General features: G+C 56.7%; 19 protein-coding genes. 5 read left to right on the forward strand and 14 right to left on the reverse strand.

Annotated elements, in window-relative coordinates:
* The first annotated feature begins 8 nt into the window (after nucleotides 1–8).
* Entirely contained in the window at nucleotides 9–3,278 is a 3,270-nt protein-coding gene (locus OZ656_RS00830; protein WP_379944886.1) for a type I restriction endonuclease subunit R, read from the forward strand.
* On the opposite strand, the gene OZ656_RS00835 is transcribed toward OZ656_RS00830, so the two are convergent.
* The 11 genes from OZ656_RS00835 to OZ656_RS00885 form a co-directional block, all read right to left on the reverse strand.
* Complete coding sequence (locus tag OZ656_RS00835; protein WP_199451564.1) at nucleotides 3,253–3,531, reverse strand: type II toxin-antitoxin system HicB family antitoxin; 279 nt, start codon at nucleotides 3,529–3,531, stop codon at nucleotides 3,253–3,255. The genes OZ656_RS00830 and OZ656_RS00835 overlap by 26 nt on opposite strands.
* Nucleotides 3,528–3,986, reverse strand: a complete 459-nt coding sequence (locus OZ656_RS00840) for a hypothetical protein (RefSeq protein ID WP_228285423.1) — start codon at nucleotides 3,984–3,986, stop codon at nucleotides 3,528–3,530. Before OZ656_RS00840 ends, OZ656_RS00835 begins: the two co-directional genes overlap by 4 nt.
* Nucleotides 3,987–4,166: 180 nt before the next feature.
* On the reverse strand, nucleotides 4,167–4,502 hold the full coding sequence (locus tag OZ656_RS00845) for a hypothetical protein (protein ID WP_199451565.1): 336 nt from the start codon (nucleotides 4,500–4,502) through the stop codon (nucleotides 4,167–4,169).
* Between the two features lies 1 nt (nucleotide 4,503).
* The gene (locus OZ656_RS00850; RefSeq protein WP_199451566.1) at nucleotides 4,504–5,013 is read right to left on the reverse strand and encodes a hypothetical protein; all 510 of its coding nucleotides are present in this window, start codon (nucleotides 5,011–5,013) and stop codon (nucleotides 4,504–4,506) included.
* Between the two features lie 320 nt (nucleotides 5,014–5,333).
* A complete protein-coding gene (locus tag OZ656_RS00855; protein ID WP_199451567.1) occupies nucleotides 5,334–5,852 on the reverse strand; it encodes an Hcp family type VI secretion system effector in 519 nt (172 codons plus the stop codon).
* Nucleotides 5,853–6,059: 207 nt separating this feature from the next.
* Complete coding sequence (locus OZ656_RS00860; protein ID WP_141066760.1) at nucleotides 6,060–7,799, reverse strand: bifunctional protein-serine/threonine kinase/phosphatase; 1,740 nt, start codon at nucleotides 7,797–7,799, stop codon at nucleotides 6,060–6,062.
* A gap of 58 nt (nucleotides 7,800–7,857) precedes the next feature.
* Entirely contained in the window at nucleotides 7,858–8,706 is an 849-nt protein-coding gene (locus OZ656_RS00865) for a formate/nitrite transporter family protein (protein ID WP_113879592.1), read from the reverse strand.
* A gap of 315 nt (nucleotides 8,707–9,021) precedes the next feature.
* Complete coding sequence (locus tag OZ656_RS00870) at nucleotides 9,022–9,777, reverse strand: TonB family protein (protein WP_199451568.1); 756 nt, start codon at nucleotides 9,775–9,777, stop codon at nucleotides 9,022–9,024.
* Nucleotides 9,774–10,184, reverse strand: coding sequence for a biopolymer transporter ExbD (locus tag OZ656_RS00875; RefSeq protein WP_022993429.1), 411 nt, complete (start codon nucleotides 10,182–10,184; stop codon nucleotides 9,774–9,776). Before OZ656_RS00875 ends, OZ656_RS00870 begins: the two co-directional genes overlap by 4 nt.
* Nucleotides 10,181–10,576: a biopolymer transporter ExbD gene (locus OZ656_RS00880; RefSeq protein WP_014420161.1), complete on the reverse strand. Its 396-nt coding sequence runs from the start codon at nucleotides 10,574–10,576 to the stop codon at nucleotides 10,181–10,183. Before OZ656_RS00880 ends, OZ656_RS00875 begins: the two co-directional genes overlap by 4 nt.
* The gene (locus OZ656_RS00885) at nucleotides 10,563–11,360 is read right to left on the reverse strand and encodes a MotA/TolQ/ExbB proton channel family protein (RefSeq protein ID WP_141066763.1); all 798 of its coding nucleotides are present in this window, start codon (nucleotides 11,358–11,360) and stop codon (nucleotides 10,563–10,565) included. Before OZ656_RS00885 ends, OZ656_RS00880 begins: the two co-directional genes overlap by 14 nt.
* 177 nt (nucleotides 11,361–11,537) lie before the next feature.
* Here OZ656_RS00885 and OZ656_RS00890 point away from each other — a divergent pair, with 177 nt between their 5' ends.
* Nucleotides 11,538–13,892 carry a GGDEF domain-containing protein gene (locus OZ656_RS00890; RefSeq protein WP_379944887.1) on the forward strand — a complete coding sequence of 785 codons (2,355 nt, stop codon included), beginning with the start codon at nucleotides 11,538–11,540 and terminating at the stop codon, nucleotides 13,890–13,892.
* On the opposite strand, the gene OZ656_RS00895 is transcribed toward OZ656_RS00890, so the two are convergent.
* Nucleotides 13,889–14,656, reverse strand: a complete 768-nt coding sequence (locus OZ656_RS00895; RefSeq protein ID WP_278349786.1) for a sulfite exporter TauE/SafE family protein — start codon at nucleotides 14,654–14,656, stop codon at nucleotides 13,889–13,891. The genes OZ656_RS00890 and OZ656_RS00895 overlap by 4 nt on opposite strands.
* A 97-nt stretch (nucleotides 14,657–14,753) precedes the next feature.
* Here OZ656_RS00895 and OZ656_RS00900 point away from each other — a divergent pair, with 97 nt between their 5' ends.
* On the forward strand, nucleotides 14,754–16,241 hold the full coding sequence (locus OZ656_RS00900) for an amidase (protein ID WP_278349787.1): 1,488 nt from the start codon (nucleotides 14,754–14,756) through the stop codon (nucleotides 16,239–16,241).
* A 142-nt stretch (nucleotides 16,242–16,383) separates the two neighbouring features.
* On the forward strand, nucleotides 16,384–16,995 hold the full coding sequence (locus OZ656_RS00905) for a hypothetical protein (RefSeq protein ID WP_011783800.1): 612 nt from the start codon (nucleotides 16,384–16,386) through the stop codon (nucleotides 16,993–16,995).
* 25 nt (nucleotides 16,996–17,020) lie between these two features.
* On the opposite strand, the gene OZ656_RS00910 is transcribed toward OZ656_RS00905, so the two are convergent.
* Complete coding sequence (locus OZ656_RS00910; protein ID WP_273030788.1) at nucleotides 17,021–17,602, reverse strand: hypothetical protein; 582 nt, start codon at nucleotides 17,600–17,602, stop codon at nucleotides 17,021–17,023.
* Nucleotides 17,603–17,614: 12 nt separating this feature from the next.
* Nucleotides 17,615–17,845 (reverse strand): hypothetical protein, encoded by a 231-nt coding sequence (locus OZ656_RS00915; protein ID WP_286714158.1) that lies wholly within the window; start codon nucleotides 17,843–17,845, stop codon nucleotides 17,615–17,617.
* Between OZ656_RS00915 and OZ656_RS00920 the strand changes: the two genes are divergently transcribed.
* Nucleotides 17,835–17,981 carry a hypothetical protein gene (locus OZ656_RS00920; protein ID WP_286714157.1) on the forward strand — a complete coding sequence of 49 codons (147 nt, stop codon included), beginning with the start codon at nucleotides 17,835–17,837 and terminating at the stop codon, nucleotides 17,979–17,981. The genes OZ656_RS00915 and OZ656_RS00920 overlap by 11 nt on opposite strands.
* Nucleotides 17,982–17,988 lie beyond the last annotated feature (7 nt).

Here is a 17,988-nt window from a genome sequence, read left to right on the forward strand (position 1 = left end):
GCAGGCCGATGGCTAGTTTTATTTCGGAAGACAATATCGAGCAGGCGCTGTTGCAGCGCCTTCAGCACATTCATGGCTTCAATGTGCTGGATTGCTATACCGCAAAGCCGGAAGAACTGAACGATGGCTCTCACCGTGCCGATAAGCGGGATGTGATTTTCCCGGTTGAGTTAAAAACCGCCTGCCTGGCATTGAATCCCGATATCCCTGAAAGCAAGATCGACGAAGCCATTGAACGAGTGATGAACCGGCGTGCGGCCATGTCTCCGATTGCTGCCAACCGGGAGCTGTATGACCTGATCCGGGATGGCGTGCCCGTCCAGTTTGATGATGAGCGGGGCATCAAACAGCACCAGAAAGTCCGGCTGGTTCATTTTGACGATCCGAAACAGAACCGCTGGCTGGCGGTCTCCCAGCTATGGATCAAATCCGTGGGTCAGGCCCCCAAGGCCGCCTACCGTCGCCCGGATGTCATTTTGTATGTTAACGGGCTACCCCTGGTCTTTATCGAGCTGAAGAACTCCAATGTGCGGCTGCGCAATGCCTTCGAAGACAACCTGCGCAGTTACCACCACGACATTCCCCAATTGTTCCACTGTAATGCATTCTGTGTGCTATCTAATGCCCTGGAAACCCGGGTGGGCAGCTTCACGGCTGGCTGGGAACACTTCTTTAACTGGTTCCGGGTGGAGAGTGAGAAGGAGGCGGTAAACCGTAAGGAGATTACCGAGCAGGCCACCAGCCTGGAGCACGTCGCGGACGGTTTGTGCGAAAAGTCCCGCCTGCTGGATTACGTCGAAAACTTTATCCTCTTCCACAAAGGCGAAACCAAGATCATTGCCCAGAATCACCAGTTCCTGGGTGTGAACAACGCCTATGAGCGTTTCCTGAATCGTCGGGAACACGTTGGCAAACTGGGAGTGTTCTGGCACACCCAGGGATCGGGCAAGAGCTTTTCAATGATTTTCTACGCCCGCAAGATTTTCCGGAAAGCCACGGGCAACTTCAGTTTTGTGGTGGTGACTGATCGTCAGGATCTGGACGGTCAGATCTACCGGAATTTCCTTAACACCGAAACGGTGCAGAAAGCAGATGCCGCACAACCCGCCAACGCCGAGGAAATGCGCAAGTTCCTGGGTCAGAACAAAAAGGTGGTCTTCACCCTGATCCAGAAATTCCGGTACGACAAGGGGCGGAAGTACCCCCGGTTGTTTGACCCGGAAAAGGAAAACCGGGAAATCATTGTGATGGTGGATGAGGCGCACCGCACCCAGTACAAGAACCTTGCCGAGAACATGCGGGCAGGCCTGAAAGGTGCCCACTTCCTCGCCTTCACCGGCACGCCACTGCTGGGTCGTGATCGCAAGACCAACAGCTGGTTTGGCGATTATGTGTCCGAGTACAACTTCCAGCAGGCGATGGAAGATAACGCCACGGTGCCATTGTTTTATGAGAAACGGGTGCCGAAGGTTCTGATCCAGAACGACGATCTGGGCGATGAATTCTACGAATTGCTCGAAGACGAAGATCTCGATGACGCCCAGCAGGAAAAACTGGAGAAAAAGTACGCCCGTGAACTGGAAGTGATCAAGCGGGACGACCGCCTGGATACCATTGCCCGGGACATCGTGTATCACTTTCCCCGCCGTGGTTATCTTGGCAAAGGCATGGTCATCACGCTGGACAAGTTCACCGCCGTGCGCATGTACGACAAGGTGCAGCAGCGCTGGAAAGACGAACAGAAACGCCTGCTGAAGCTGATCAAAGAATCAGCCAACGAGGTCGAAAAGGCCCGTTATAAGAAGATCCGGGATTACATGAAAACGGTCGAGATGGCCCTAGTGATCAGTGATCCGAAAGCGGACGAGGAGAAATTCGAAAAGCAGGGCCTGGATATCAAGCCGCACATCAAGCGTCTGGAGCAGCTTGATGAGCACATGCACGATGTTGAGTATAACTTCAAAGACCCGGAGCACCCTCTTCAACTGGTGTTCGTGTGCGCCATGTGGCTAACCGGGTTCGATGCGCCCACCGTATCCACGCTTTATCTCGACAAGCCCATGAAGGGCCATACCCTGATGCAGACCATTGCCCGGGCTAACCGGGTGGCTTCCTATCGCGTCAAAGGCCACAGCGGTGACCTGGTCGAGAAGAAAAACGGCGAAATCGTTGATTACTACAACGTGTTCCGCAACATGCGCAAAGCACTGAAAGATTACGCGCAGGGCGCGGATGGCGAGGAGCCGCCGGTTCAGGAGAAGTCCGAGCTCTTCGAACTACTCGATGATGCGGTTGCCCAAACACTTGAGTTCTGCCGGGAGCGGGATATCGAGCTGAATTCAGTGTTTGAGAAGCAGGATACCTTCAAGAATATCGATTTCTTTAACCAGGCGGCCGATACCCTCCTGAGTAACGACGACTGGCGCAAGCAGTTTAACGTGTACGAAAACACCGTGACGGCGCTGTATGAGGCATGCAAGCCGGAAATCTTCCAGCAGCATGATAATCAGCGGATTGCGGCAATCCAGTACCTCCGTGGCGTGGTGGATGCGCTGGTGGAGCAGGCTGATATTGATGAAGTCAGTCAAAAGATCTCGGAACTGCTGGACGAGAGCGTGGTGGTGGACAATGCCGAGGCTTTCAACATCAAGGAACACAGGGCGGAATATGAGATCGTCCAGAAGGGCCAGGGCTGGGATCTGAGCAAGATTAACTACGATAAGCTCCGTGAAGATTTCAAGAAAGCCGAGTACAAGCACATTGAGATCGCAGAGTTGCGTGCCTTTATCGAAGACAAACTGCAGCAGCTTCTGGAGCAGAATCACACCCGGACCGACTTTGCCCAACGGTTGCAAGAGATCATCGACAAGTACAACTCCGGCAGCTCCTCTGCAGATGCGTACTATGAAGATCTGGTCCAGTACGTTGGCAACATACGGGAAGAATCAGAACGGCATATCCGTGAAGGTCTCAGCGAGAATGAGCTGGAGATATACGACCTGTTGAAGAAGGACAAGCTCACCAAAGCCGAGGAGCAGAGGGTAAAGCTGGCTGCAAAGGATTTGATCATCCGGTTGTTGGTGGGCCATCCGAAAGTGTTGGTTCAGGATTGGTGGAAGGATGGTCAGACTCAGCGAGCTGTAAAGGCTGCCATTGAGGAAGTGCTGGATAAGGATTTGCCGGAAAGCTACGACCGTGTGGCTTTCAAAGAAAAGTGTGACAACGTTTTCGAGCTGGTCGTGGAGTTTGCGGCTAGTGGTCGGAAGTGGGTGGCCTGAGTTCCCCGGATTCTGTATTAAAGAGCATCCAAATGCCCCCTTCAAAATCGTAGCGCGCCTCAAGTGAGGATATGGTGGAGGGTGCAGGTGGCTCTTCTGCTGTACCCTCCATGCTCAAACGAAAGGCATCAAGCATATGAGCCGGTAGGTCATCCCACTCATCAGATGCAGCAAAACATCCGGGGATATCTGGTATCTCTGCACCATGGGCAGTTGTTTCATCGCCTAAACAAACATAAACAGGGTAAATCATTCGCGTGTTTTGCTAACAGACAATGAAGACAGAACTTCTTCGAAAATGTCATCCTGAGTACTGATGGTAATCCACGAAGTTGGATGTTTTGAGGTGGCGATAAATGCAGTGGTGTATCCATTGACAGCGACTGAGAAGCCGTAGGCGCTGTTACCCAAATCCAGCTGAACGACCTTGCCGGAGGATCCTTGCGCTTCATTAAATCCTTGCCTGACCTCGTCGACAGCGGTATCAAAATCTGGACTGGTTTCCATGGTCATCAACGAACCAACCATTGCGGAACCAAGCCAAAGCTGGGTTTCAAAAGGTTGCACATCAATCGTATTAAATCGACCACTACCGAGTTCAAAAGTCAGGTGATTGGAGGTGTGAAACTCAATGGGTGTCTGGCCAGTAGTAGCACAACCAGAGAGCAGGCTGACCAACACAAACCCTAAAGCGATAGTTTTCTGCATCAAACGGATCCCTGTTCAGTTCAAAGAGTCGAGAATAGGAGGCTTGAATTGAACCGCGCGAAAACGCTTGCACATCATGTTAATGCGTACGTTGACGAAAAGTTTGGCACCCATCTGGTCCATTGTAGATGTTGGCGCTGCTCACACTGCGCTCAAAAATCGGTGTATTGGTTCGGGGCGCTACCAGAAAACTGATGTTATAATGGCACTTTTCCATCTGGATTTTGTCGAAACCAAGCAGCCATATCCATGTAGATCCATCTCTTTAATTTTGTTTTTTGATGTCTTGAGGATTTTTTTCAACCAGCCCCTTGTTAGCATGGACGATCCGTCCAATAAGTTGACAATAAGTTCCCTCATATTAGCATTGCAATCCATGTTTGCAATTATCATGTCTTCAACTACATTAACGGTCCTATTGTTAAACTGGGACTTTCGGGATCGAATCGAAAGATCATCGCCCAGAGTTGCCGCTATTAAAATATAAAGCGCATCCTTTTCGCTAGTGGTCAGCATCTCAAATTCCTTCTGCTAAGCTAATAAACTCTATTTCAGTAATTCCTTGGGAATAAATTGATAATAGGTGGTCAGTTACATTGTTTTTTATTATAAATGCAATGCATTTCTCATCTTTGCAAGCGCTATAAATTTCAGTGTCAAATTTTGATATTATAGTGAGGTTATCAATTCCAAAAGAATGATCAATTTCGATGGTTGAGTTCTTGAGTATGTCGGCAGTTTTTTTATCAAGATCAGTTTTATCTTTTATATTAAAAAGATACTTTGGATAATCTTTTAGGTCGAAGTCACTTGGTAGAGACTCTAGCTCTTTTGTTATTACGATCCCAGAAATTAAATTGCCCTCGGGCCATCCTACTGATAATCCGTCAGCAGTGAAAACGGTGGATCCTGAAAGCAACTTTGTTGGAACCTGAAGGTTAAATTCGCCACTATAAGATATTGTGGTTTGAGAGGTTGCACACCCAGTCAATAGTATAGTTAAGGATAGAATCGCTCCAAATTTCATTGAGTACGTCCTTTTGGGTTAACTGTTAAAAGAAAATGGCAGGTTCGTGATTGCGAGCGGTGGTACTGCGGCGGTCTGGTTAGCCTAGTCCGATATGAGGGTGCCTCTTTCCTGCTCGCGAAATAGCTGTCAGCTATTACCCGTTGAAGACTCGGATTATTAATGAGTGTTTGAACGGGCAATACACAAACTGCTTTTCCGCCAAGATCTTATCGCACAGTAGTAAAATAAAGAACCGAAAGGTATTGCAGCATTTCTGGTTACTTCGGAGTTGAGGATCCCAAGGCCCTGAATCAAGGCCTTGGGTGACGCCGAATTGGTTAGGCTTCGACTGGGGCGCGCCAATCATCAGCGCCAGAAGTTCCAGCTACGGTGTGTTCCCAAGTAACTTTACGGTAGGACAGAGCAACGGTGACCAACTGAGTGAAGTCTGCGCTGCCAGGATCTTGGCAGTGAGGCATTTTGCAGTCGATATTAACGATAGTGGCATCTTCCAGAATGGTGGAGAAGAAGTGCTCCTGTTTGCCTTCTACCGAAGTGCGGTACCACTTGAGCTCTACCTTCGGCAGCATTTCGCCGGAAGCCAGGGCGTTGTACATCAGCGGGGTGGCTTTGTTCAGGGCTGCAGTAAACTCAAAAGGCTTATGAACGCGCTGTCCAGAAGGCTGGCCAGACTGAGGGTCTGTTGGGACCAAGACGGTGTGGCTGAATTCCTGGACCAGCACTTCGTCTTCATGACCTTCAACGTAGATGTTGCCTACGGAATCGGAAGTGAACGCGCCAGCGGTGATGTTACCCTGGGTTTGGCCTTCGATGCTGATATAACAAGGAGTTGGCATAGTCTGCTCCATGACAATGTTGTGAATGAGTGTCCCAAGGATGTTCCCTGGACGGCATAATAGATAACAATCGCCGTGCCAGTTGTTGAATGTAGCGATATAACAACTAGTTACGTGGAGTTCGGGCAATGTCTGAGTGTCTTCGGGCAAGGCGTTGCTTGGCGGGCGGGCGAGCTTTTGCTGGCTGGGCAATAAATGGCCCGGGGCTCAGTTCCAGGAGCCACTGGCCAGGGAGGTTAATAGTGCCAGCAGGAGCAGGGCCGAGACGCCTTGCCAGAAACGCACCGGGTGCCGCTCCATGAGAGGTGGATGGTGTCGGGCACGCCAGTCTCGTCCGGGGTGTCGGAGTTCGTAGAGCAGTTCCGATAACGCCGGGTAGCGGCGATGGGGCTCCGGATGGGTAGCCCGGGCCAGGGTGGCATCCAGCCACGGCGGCAGGTCTTCACGCCAGGCCCTGGCGGGCCGGTATGTCAGAGCCTGTAGTTGTTTGCGAGTGCGGATGCGGGGTACATCGGTATGGTAGGGCAGGCGCCCGGTTAATAGTTGATAGATAATCACGCCCAGGGCGTACTGGTCCGACTGCCAGCTGCCGGGTTCGCCGAGAAAGAGCTCCGGCGCCGAGTAGAGGGCGGCTCCAACCGGATAGCAAGCGGCAGGCTTGCCCGCTTCTTCCAGACCGGCGACCCGGGTGGCTCCGAAATCGACCAGCATGGCGCGGCCATCCGGTGTGATCAGGACATTTTCGGGTTTCAGATCCTGGTGCACCATTTCCAGCCGGTGGAAGGCCCTGAGCCCCCGGATAATCTGCTCGGCCAGTTGTCGCACGGTTTCCAGATCTGGCTGCGGGTGATCAAGCATCCATTGCCGCAAGGTACAACCTTCTACAAAGTCAGTAGCCAGATACAGGCAACTTTGCGGACGCTCCGGGGCAAAGATGGCAACCACATGGGGGCTCTGAACGCGCTGGGCAATCCAGCGTTCAGTAACGAATCGCTCCAGCTCATCCGGATACTGCCGCAACTCCATCGCCGGGAACTTAATTGCGGCTTGCTTCCCGGACCTCTCATCCCTGGCCAGGTAAACGTGGCTTCGGCTGCTGATATGCAGGGCCCGGATGATTCGGTAGCCGTCCAGCACCTCACCGGGAGCGGGCTCGCGCGCGAATGGCAGTTCGCGATAGGCTTTCTGGGCGCTGGTGTCCTGTGTCCGAGAGGGTAACCGGGTTACCCGCAATACCTGGACCGTCAGGTTATCCTCACTTCCCCTTTCCAGGGCGAGTTGGGCCAGCGACCGGGCGGCGTGATCCAGATCGTCCCCGTTGTCGGCAAGGCAAAGGGTGATATCACCGGCCGAGAGCCGTTCGTAAACACCATCGGTCATCATCAGAAACACGTCGTTCCGGTGCAGGGCGAGACTGCGATACTCGATATCCAGTTGCGGGCTCAGTCCAAGAGCCCGGTTCAGGCAGCTTTCCTCGGCCGAAAGCCAGACCCGGTGGTCGGTTGTGAGTTGTTCCAGCGTGTTGCCCTGAAGCCGGTAGATACGGGCGTCTCCCACATGAAACAGGTGCGCCGTTGCGGATTTCAGAACCAGGGCACTGAAGGTGCAGACGTAGCCCCGGTCCTGGTCATAGCGATATCGGCTTTGTCGGGTCTGGGCGTGCAGCCAGGCATTGCTTGCCCTCAGCACCCGTTCGGCCGATTGTTTCACCGACCAGCTCTCGGGGGTTGAGTAGTAGTCGCTCAGGAAGCCGGCCACCGCCGCTTCACTGGCGATCTGGCTGACATTGCTGGAGCTGATGCCATCGGCGATTCCTGCCGCAATTCCCTTGCTGTGGCGCTGGTGATTGTCGGGTATCAGCAGGCCATGGAAATCCTGATTGGCGGGTTTCCGGCCGGCGCTGCTGAATTGTCCGGCTTCTATCGTGAGCTGTTCGCAGTTGGACATGAATATGAGCCACTGAAGCCCGCCGGTGTGTGCGGCACCGGCGGGGCCTTAGTGGTAATCAGGCGCTGCGGGCGCTGACGGGTTCGCGGTAGTCTGTTGTCAGGGTGCGCTTGGGTGCGGTGCGAACGTGGGTGGCGTAAAGCGTCAGCCCAGTGAAGGACAGGCCACCTACCAGGTTGCCCAGAACGGTGGGGATCTCGTTCCAGATGAAGTAATCCATGATACTGAACTCGCCGCCCATCATCAGCGCAAACGGGAACAGGAACATGTTGACGATGGAGTGCTCAAAGCCCATGTAGAAGAACAGCATGATCGGCATCCACATGGCCAGTACCTTGCCCTGGACCGTGGTGGAGATCATCGCGCCCACCACGCCCATGGATACCATCCAGTTACACAGTACACCCCGCAGGAAGATGGTGAACCAGCCAGCCACACCATGTTCGGCATAACCCAGGGTACGGGCCTTGCCGATAGAGGCAATTTTGTCCCCGACCACTCCGGCTTCGGTGTTGAAACCGTAGGTGAAAACAAAGGCCATGATGGTGGCAACCGTCAGGGCGCCGCCGAAGTTACCCAGGAACACCCAGCCCCAGTTTCGAAGGATGCCGCGGGTATCCACCCCGGGGCGTCGGTCGAGAAGGGCCAGCGGGGTCAGCATGAACACCCCGGTGAGCAGGTCGAACCCCATCAGATAAAGCATGCAGAACCCGACCGGAAACAGCAGTGCGCCGACCAGCGGGCTGCCGGTCTGTACGCCGACGGTAATGGCGAATACCGCCGCCAGTGCCAGGATGGCCCCGGCCATAAAGGCCCGGATCAGGACATCCCGGGTGGCCATGTAGATTTTCGATTCACCGGCGTCCACCATCTTGGTGACGAACTCCGAAGGCATGATGTAAGACATAGTGTGTTCCCCTGATCGCTTTCTGGTTATCTGGAGCCAACAAAAAACGGCGCCCTCATTGCCTGCCTGGTAGGGACAGGAATGAGTAGACGCCGTCGTCTGAACAGAATGTGCGCGGGCAGCCTGAATGAAGATGAACAGGCTATCTGCTGAGGATGTCTGAGCAGAGAGTGTGCCAGTGTTGGAAGCTTTCAGGGTTTGATTTAAAAATCAACAGGTTGAGTGGGGCGTCGGTTGCGGTTTGGTGCCTGCATTGCTGGCCAGCGCACCGGCAGAGTGCGCCCTGCCTTTCCTTGGTGCCTGGCAGGGAGTGAGTCAGCGCAGATTAAAACGGACTGGCAGAGCGTAGGTGAAGGACTTGCCGCGCATGGAGTCCGGCACGGCTGGCAGTGGCGCAGCTTGCGCCAGCATGGCCAAAGCAGCATCGTCCAGCAATGAGTGCCCGGAACTGTCGCGCAGCGAGTGTTCCACCAGCGAGCCATCGCGCCGGAACTCGAAGACAATCACCGGTGTACCCTCCTGGCCTAGCCGGCGGGCACGGCGAGGATACTCGTAATAGCGCGCCAGGTGCCGGCTGAGCTTGCTCAGGTAGCTGTCTACCTGTGATGACTGACCGGCATTCTGTAAAGGTACCGCGCTTTGGTTGGTGTTACTGTCCGCTTCTTCGCCCTGAGGTTGTTCTGGGCTTTCTGCCACGGCCTCGGTGGGACTGGATTCTGGCTCCTGCGGTGTGGGGGCAGGTTCTGGTATTGGCTCAGGTTCTGGTTCTGGCACGGGTTCAGGTTTCGGTTCCGGCTTTGGCTCTGGTTTGGGCTCTGGTTTGGGTTCTGGCTTGGGCTGCGGTTCTGGCTCTGGAGCCGGTTCGGGTTCCGGCGCGACCTCCGGTTTTGGCTCTACCGATTTCCTGCCGGCGAGATTGATCTTGATTGCGGGGGCGGTGTTCACGGCACTGTCACCCAGAACCGGCATCTCCAGGATTTCCTCGGGCGTGGCCAGGACCGCTGCAAGGGCGGTTGCGATCATGGCGATGATCAGGAACAGGGCCTTGGGTAGCCGACCTGCTGTTGTCATGTGGCAGGCTCCGTGAGCAGCAGAACTTCCGAATAACCGCCCTCTTCCAGAATCCTGAGCAAGTCCTCCAGCTCGGTCATGGTCAGGCTTTGATCCGCCGCAATCTTCAAGGGTACGTTCTCATCCGGAGCCGGAAGCGCGGCAAGCAGACTCTCGCGGGTCTGGTGCTTGCCTTCGACCTGCCATTGGCCATCGGCCTGAACCATCATGTCGGCCTCGGGTGCCTGCTGTTCCGGACTCTGCTCGGTACCAGGCAGTTCTGGCAGCGGTTCGTTGGTAAGTTGTCCCGCTACAATGAAAAACATCAGCAGCAGAAACACCAGATTGATCAAGGGCAGCAACGCATCTTCAACACGTTCCAGAAGGCCCTTGCCGGAGGTTGATGGAGGTGGAACCAGGTCTGTCATGAGTCAGGCGTGTTTGTACGCTTCCAGTGAGGTTCAATGCCGGCGTTATCCAGCGCACTGAGGGTCCGGGTGAAATGGGCCAGGCTGGTATCGGGCGTAGTGGCGAGATTGGCTTCGCTTACCCCTTCAGCGTTCAGCGTCGACAGCAGCTGCGCCAGGTCGAAGTCTTTCTTCTTCCAGCGTACCGTGCCATTGGCATTGACCCTGAGCTCTGGCAGGGGGGCGCCTGTGGCACTGCTCTGCTGGCCGGTATTGTTCGCCAGTTCCAGATAATCTACCGGTAACAACCGGGTGGTAAGCATAAAGAACACCAACAGGATGAACACCACATCGATCAGTGGTGTTATCCGGATGGGGATCGGGCGGTTTGGCCGGGGGTCAACCAGCTGCATGTGCCAGCCGCTGATTATCGCCGACCGAATAACTCCGGTCCGCCTCTGCTGCCCTCTCAGGGCGGGGCTCGGCTGCCGGTGTGGCCACGTCTGCCGCTGTGGCCGTTTCGTCGCCAGGCAACACGTTGAAGACGCTGACAAGGGCACTGTTGATGGTTTTGTGAATCCGGCGCAGACGGAACTCGATCCAGGCCGCCAGCGCCGCAAAAGGAATGGCCACTACCAGGCCTGCGGCCGTCGTGGTCAACGCTTCATAGATACCACCGGACAGCTGGCTGGCGTTGGCGCGACCATCGGTCGCCGCCATCGCGCTGAATGCTTCCATCATGCCCATTACGGTACCCAGAAGGCCCAGCAAGGGGGCCAGGGCGGCAATCACTTCGATGATTTTTAACGGTGCCTCGAAAGGTTCCAGCGCCGCTTGCGCATCCCTTACGGCGGTTTCCCTTACAGCACTGATATTCGGATTGCACTTGCTGGCTGTCATGGTGTTGACCAGCAGATGCATCAGTGGATTGGTACGCCCGAGCAAGCCAGCGTCGGCTCTGATCTTTTCCGGGGAAGTCTGGGCCGGGGATGCCTGCCATTGCTGAACCAGGTAGCGCAACTTCCGGGTAAATCGCGGGGCGTAGAAGGTTCCGAACAGCATCAGGTAGAAGAACGTGATCACGCCAATGGCGGCTATGGCGATCAGAACGATCATGACTGGACCGCCCATTTCGACCAGTTGGCCGAGTGGCCCGTGGTCGAACAGCGATGCGGAAGTGGCAGTAATGGAATCCATACAGATATTCCCGGCGAGACGAAAATAGACATAAATAATAACGATTATCAGTAGAATTTCAAGTCTCGATCTGACGTATCCGCCCGCCTTTGTTAGACTTTCGGTGACGTTTGCAACTATCTGGTGTTCATGATGGGCGCCCAGAGCCTGAGAGCCTGAGCAGCGGGAGTGATTGATTTGGTCAGAAAATGGTTCGGCAGCCTGGTAAACCGAGCCGTCGCCCTGGTAGTGGTGTTTGTGGCGACATCCGCGGTTGTCATTGCGGCCATCGGGTGGCTGCTCAGTCGGGCCGAGCTGGAGGACATGGCGTATGGTCAAGTGGAAACCATTGCCGGAATGGTCGCCAGGGAACTGGATCTGAAGCTGTCGGAAAGACTGGATGTACTGACATTGGTGGCCGAAGGCTTCCCCTCTACCGAGATCGTGCTGGAAAACCGGGCCCGGGTCCTGCTGCGTAATCAGGATGCCCTGCTCCAGCTTTTCGATGCCACCTTTATTCTCGATGCCGATGGTCGGTTACTGGCAGCTTCCCCGGCGTCGTATTACGTACCCGGTTTCAATGCCTCGCAGCGCCCCTACTTCACCGATCTGGTCAGCCGGATGTCGCCCATTATTAGCGCTCCCTACATTACCGTAATTGATGAGCAGCCCGGCGTTATGGTGGCCGCGCCCCTGTTTGATGCAAACCAGCGATTCATCGGCATGATTGGCGGGCTGATTCTGTTGCAGGGCGACAATTTCATGAGTGAATTTGCCAGTGTCCGGGTGGGCCAGACCGGCTATCTGCGCCTGATAACGCAAAACGGCATCGTGCTTGCTGATGGTCTGTCGGGAGAGGTGATGGTGCCCGTAAGCAAATCGTCCCCCTCTTTACTGCAGGCGATGTCCGGTTTCGAGGGCACATCCCACGATCATCCGGGCCGGAAAACCGGGACCATAACCGGCTATGCGCAAATGGCGCTGGTACCATGGTTTGTGGCCGCGGTCTGGCCCGAGCGTGAGGCCTTTGCTCCGGCACTGAGGATGACCGGTGGCTTCAGCTGGGCGTTGCTGGCGGTAGTATCAATACTGGCGCCCCTGGCTTTCTGGATCTTTTACCGGCTGTTGGCGCCGTTGCGCAATCTCGGGGTTCAGATATATCAGCGGCACACTGGTGAGCGGGAGGAGCCTGTTTCCGAGGTGGGCGGGTCGGAGATCCGCAACGTTGCCAAAGTCTTCAACCAGGTGCGGCAGGAACGGGATGAGATTTTCCGGTCACTGGCCGAACGCGAGGCCTTCTTCCGGTCCCTCACTAGCAATGCACCGATCGGCATCGTACACACTGATATCCTGGGCCGTATAGAGTTCGTGAACCCGGCGTTTCTGGATATTGTCGGTCGCCCCGAGGACTGGCTCCGCCATCGCTACCTGATTGAAACCGTCGCCAGCGAAGACCGGGACAAGGCCATGAAAGGGTGGCGCAATGTTCTGGTACGCCGCAGCTTTTTCAGGAGCCGGCTGAGGTTGCTAACCTATCGTCTGCCCGGTTATGTCTGGGTGGATGTCATTACCTCGGTGATCGACCTGCCGGACCAGGCCATTGGTACCATTACCGCCGTCAGGGATGTGACTCAGGAAATGCGCTTTGAACGGGCCATTCGCGAGGAACAGCAGCGGGCGGATTCGATTCTTGACGTGCTTCAGGAAGGGGTGCTCATGGTGGATACCGAAGGGGCTATCCGCTACGCCAACGGCGCCGCCTGCAGTTTTCTGGCGCTGGAAGATGACTGTGTGGGCCATAACTTTTTCGAATCCGTCACCATCCGCCACGACAATGAAGAACTGGTTTACGACACCTTTCTGGCCGGAGACGAAATCGACAATCGCTACGTAACCCTCGAAAACCTGGCCGGACGGATCTACGACATCGATCTGACCATGCTGCATATGCGCAAAGGAGAGCGGCAGGAACGGCTGGTGTTTGTGCTCAGGGATGACAGCGAACGCCGGCGCGAAGAAGAGCGATTGTCCTGGGAGGCCACCCACGATGCGCTGACCCAGTTGCTGAACCGGCGGGCGTTTACCGCTTCATTGCTCAAGGCGCTGGCGGATGCGCCCGGGCAACCGGTGCCTGCGGTACTGATGATGATCGACCTGGACCACTTCAAGCCAGTCAACGATGAAGGTGGTCACCTGGTTGGCGATGATCTGCTGAAGCGGCTGGCGGAGGTGTTCAAACAGGCCGTACGCCAGTCGGATACGGTAGCCCGCCTCGGGGGGGATGAGTTCGCTATTTTGTTGCCAGCCTGTGGTATGGCGCGGGCCGAAGCTCTGGCTGAAAGTATCCGGGCAAAGGTCCAGGCGTTGAAAATAAGACACGACGGTCGCCAGTTCGGCGTCACCGTCTGTATTGGCCTGACGCCGGTTTCAGCTCACGACAACGGCCCCAAAGAGGCGATGGCACGAGCTGATGAAGGCTGCTACATCGCCAAATCCCGGGGCCGGAACTGTGTGGTATCCATTGCCCTGCCGGACGAGGGTGACCGGCATTAGCCAAGCCAGCCAGCAGAACGCGCTGCCTGCCAGAGCAAGCGGAACGCCAGCAGGGTAAGTACCATGTTGAAGGCGGTGTGGAACCACCGGTTATTGATGGATTTAAGCAGGTGCAATCCAAGCCAGGTGCCGGCAAAGCCGCAGGCGATCATGACCAGAATAAAGAGCAGCCACTCCGAAAACACAAAACCGGCTACGCCGAACACCAGGGCCTTGGGGGCGTGCTGCAGGGTCATGGCGGTGCCAAAGGTGGCGACGGTGCGGAAGCGGTCGGTGTGAATCTGCTTGATAAACGCGGCCACCAGGGGGCCGGTAGCGCCCACGAACAGACTCACGAAACTGGTGATGGCAGAAGCGATAAACACGCCGAACGGGCCAAAAGAGGCCTTGGGCAACCCGGGGCCCCAGCACAGGTAAAGCACGAACAGGGCAATGCTCAGTTGCCACAGATGAGCCGGTAGATCGACCAGCAACCAGGCACCCAGTCCGGCACCGGCCAGCACCCCCGGGGCGAAGGCGGCGATCACCTTCCAGTCGATATGATGCCAGGTCAGTATGGCCCGGCCACTGTTGGAACCGAGCTGAATCATGCCGTGAACAGGAATGATCGCCGCCGGTGGCAGCCAGGATGCCATCAGTACCAGCAGCAGGACACCGCCGCCGGCGCCCAGGGTGGCGGTTATCATGGAGGTAACCGCTGACGCCATCAGCAGGAACACAATCACGCTGGTGCTCAGGGCTTCCGGAAACACGATCAGGCTCATGGAACTCACTCTGGTATTGGCGTAAGCTCCTGAGTTTCCGGTTTATAACGGGAATGTCCAGGGGACTTTCGCCGAAGAACAACAAGCAGGGTTGCCAATGAAACCGTCCGAATATCTCCGTTACGATGCCACGGCCCTGGCCGATCTGATTCGCCGGGGTGAAGTCACCTCCCGGGAAGTGACCGAGGCCGCTATCGACCGTGCCAGCGCCGTGAACCCGCGCCTGAATGCCATCTGCCACCCGCAGTTTGCGGAGGCCATGGATCAGGATTTTTCTGCAGAGGGCCCCTTCGCCGGGGTGCCCTTGTTGCTCAAGGATCTGGCACAGGAGCAGGCCGGGCATCCCTGTACATACGGCAGCCGGGCTCTGCTGAAGAACGTCGCTACGCGGGATTCCCAGTTTGTGCGCCGTGCCCGGGAGGCTGGGCTGGTTTTTCTTGGTCGCACGGCAACCCCGGAATTCGGCCTCAAGGCAGTGACCGAATCGGCGCTGTGGGGCCCCAGCCGTAACCCCTGGGATACCGAGCGCACGCCGGGCGGCTCCAGTGGCGGTTCCGGCGCTGCGGTGGCGGCTGGCATTGTGCCCATGGCTGGTGCCAACGATGGTGGCGGCTCCATTCGTATTCCGGCAGCCTACAATGGCTTGTTCGGGCTGAAACCGTCCCGGGGCCGGATTTCCGTTGGCCCATACGCCGGTGAGGCCTGGACCGGAGCGTCTACCGATCATGTGGTGTCCCGCACGGTCCGGGACAGCGCCGCGATGCTGGATGTGCTGTCCGGCCCGGCCAGTGGCGACCCGTTTACCATTCCAGAGCCATCAGCCCCCTGGGCGGACCTGATGCAGCAGTCACCGGGCCGCCTCAAAATCGGCGTATTTACCTCGTCACCCTATGACACCGAGGTGGCGCCGGAATGTGTCGCCGCAGTCGAAGAAACGGCCCGCCTGCTGGAATCCCTGGGCCACAACGTAGAATACGCCCGCCCGGAATTCGATGGACTCGCCCTTGCCCGTTGCTACCTGGCGCTTTATTTCGGTGAGGTGTCTGCCCTCATGGAGCGCGCGAAAACCGAATTCGGCGCCATCGATCGGGACTTTGAGCTGGAAACCCGGCTGCTGGGCATGCTCGGGCGCACCATGCCGCTGCCAGACTATGTTCGCCTGCGCCAGCAGTGGAACGATTTCGCCCGGGCTCTGGGGGCCTATTTCGACCGTTTTGATCTTTATCTGTGTCCCACCACCGGCCAGTTACCGGCCCGGATCGGGCAAATGGACACACCGGCTCACCTGAAACTGGTGGCCCGGCTGATGCTCGGTCTGAAAGCCGGAAAGTTGGTGCACAAGAGTGGACAGGTGGACCAGATGGCTCTGGAAAGCCTGGCCAGGACGCCATTCACCCAGCTGGCCAACCTGACGGGAACGCCGGCGATGTCGGTACCCCTGCACTGGACCCGTGACGGGCTGCCTGTGGGGGTGCAGTTCGGGGCGGCCCACGGTGGTGAAGACCGCCTGCTGCAGGTTGCTGCTCAACTGGAAGAGGCGAATCCGTGGTTCAGCAACTACGAGCGCCTTGAGGATGCTTTCTGAGGTCGAAGAAAAAACCTTCTCCGGGGGTTGTGATCCGCGGTGACCAACTCCACGTTTATCTTTCCATGTGGAACAGGCTATGCTGTTAGTCAGGGACACCGGTTCCTGACCACCCTGATGGCATCGAGGAGGCGAGCATCTTATGAACCAATCGATGGCAATCGACGATCTGGTATCCGTAGCGCAGGCTGAAGCCATGGGGGAACTGGACGCCCCGATGATGGCGATCGTCCTGTCCAGTGATCAGAGCTACGACCTTCCTATCAACTCACTGGAGACTGATGCCGACAAGGCTCGCTGGGGGCTTATTCTGAGAGCAGCCAGGGAACATGTGGAGGCCGACGCAGTTGCGGTGCTCTATCCGGCCTGGACCACCATCCGCCGCAAACCGGCCGAAGGCCAGCCCGAGCCTGAGCAGGCGGCGACTGATGACGACGCCCGGGATGACGATAATGGCCCCATCGATACCCTGTTCGTCCAACTTCACACCCGTGATCGCATCTACTGGCGGGGTTTCGAGCAGATCCGCGACCCGCGTCACCAACGCATTATCGGCTTCCGCCGGATCAAGGCGCTGTCTACCGACTACGACCGAGATAACGCGCCGTCCGTGGCCTCCTGGCTGAGCACCCTGTTTGAGCCGCTGCCGGATGAGGGCGAGGAAACCGACGTGGATCGGGAACTGGCAGATCTGCTGGAAGAACCGGAAGTCAGTGCGGCCCTCTATCCGAGGCAGATGCGCTCGCTGCACTAGTGTTTGTACCAGGCTGACCCTGATGTCAGCGTACTGACATCAGGGTCAGACACAACTGGGCGTTCTGGATAAAGTGGCCAAACGCTGCCAATTGTTGTTCTGATGGCACATAGCCTGCTGCCGCATTGTCCGCGTAGAACAAACCTACCAACCGGCCCTTGGCTTTCAGCGAACCTGTCAGCGCCGGTACTTTCCCCAGCCAGCGATCGTAGGGCACCCCTTCGGTCTGCTTTCGCGGTTCATAGACGGCGCAGGGGCCATGGGGTAGCAGTGACCCGAGCGGGCCGGTGCCATCTTTCTTGATGATGAAGTGCTCACGCCATTCTTCGGTGCCGCGGCCACCTACCTTGCGCGGTACCAGTAGTTCGCCGGAGCGGTCGGTCATCAACAGGGCTACGCGCTGCATGCCGATGGCCCGGTGAATCCCCTCAATCACTAACTGGCAGACCTCATTGATGTCCGGTTTTTCCGCCAGGGTCTGGGTCAGCTCCCGCAGAATCTGCAGTTGCAGATCGGAGTCCATGGCCGGGGCCTGGGCATCGGGGGCTGACTCCTGGTTGCCCGGCAGCAGGGCCGTCACTTGCGGGATGCCGAGAGAAACCGCCACTTTGGTGGCCTCCTAGGCATTCACCTTGAGCTGGTCACGGATGGCGGCGGGTGTCTCGCCGATGTTCATCAGCAAAGCGCCGATAAAGACTTCTTCAAGGGCGTGCTCGGTACGTTTGAGCATCAGGCAGCGGGCCTGTACCGTGGCGTGAATCGCCCTGGCCAGGCATCGCAGCATGTGGGGGCGATCATTGCGTTTAAGCAGGGAATCGACAATCAGAGACGAAATCGCCATGGACTTCACGGCATCAAAGCCGATCAGCGTGATGGCCCGGCTGACCGTGCTGACCTGGGTGCGGGTCTGTCAGGTACCTTTTGGTGTAAGGGCAACTACCCACCTGCCGGCCACCGGGCGGGATTCGGGTTTGCCCCCTGAATAGGCTATAA

It is taken from the genome of Marinobacter sp. LM1 (assembly GCF_042763285.1).
Lineage (GTDB): Bacteria > Pseudomonadota > Gammaproteobacteria > Pseudomonadales > Oleiphilaceae > Marinobacter > Marinobacter nauticus.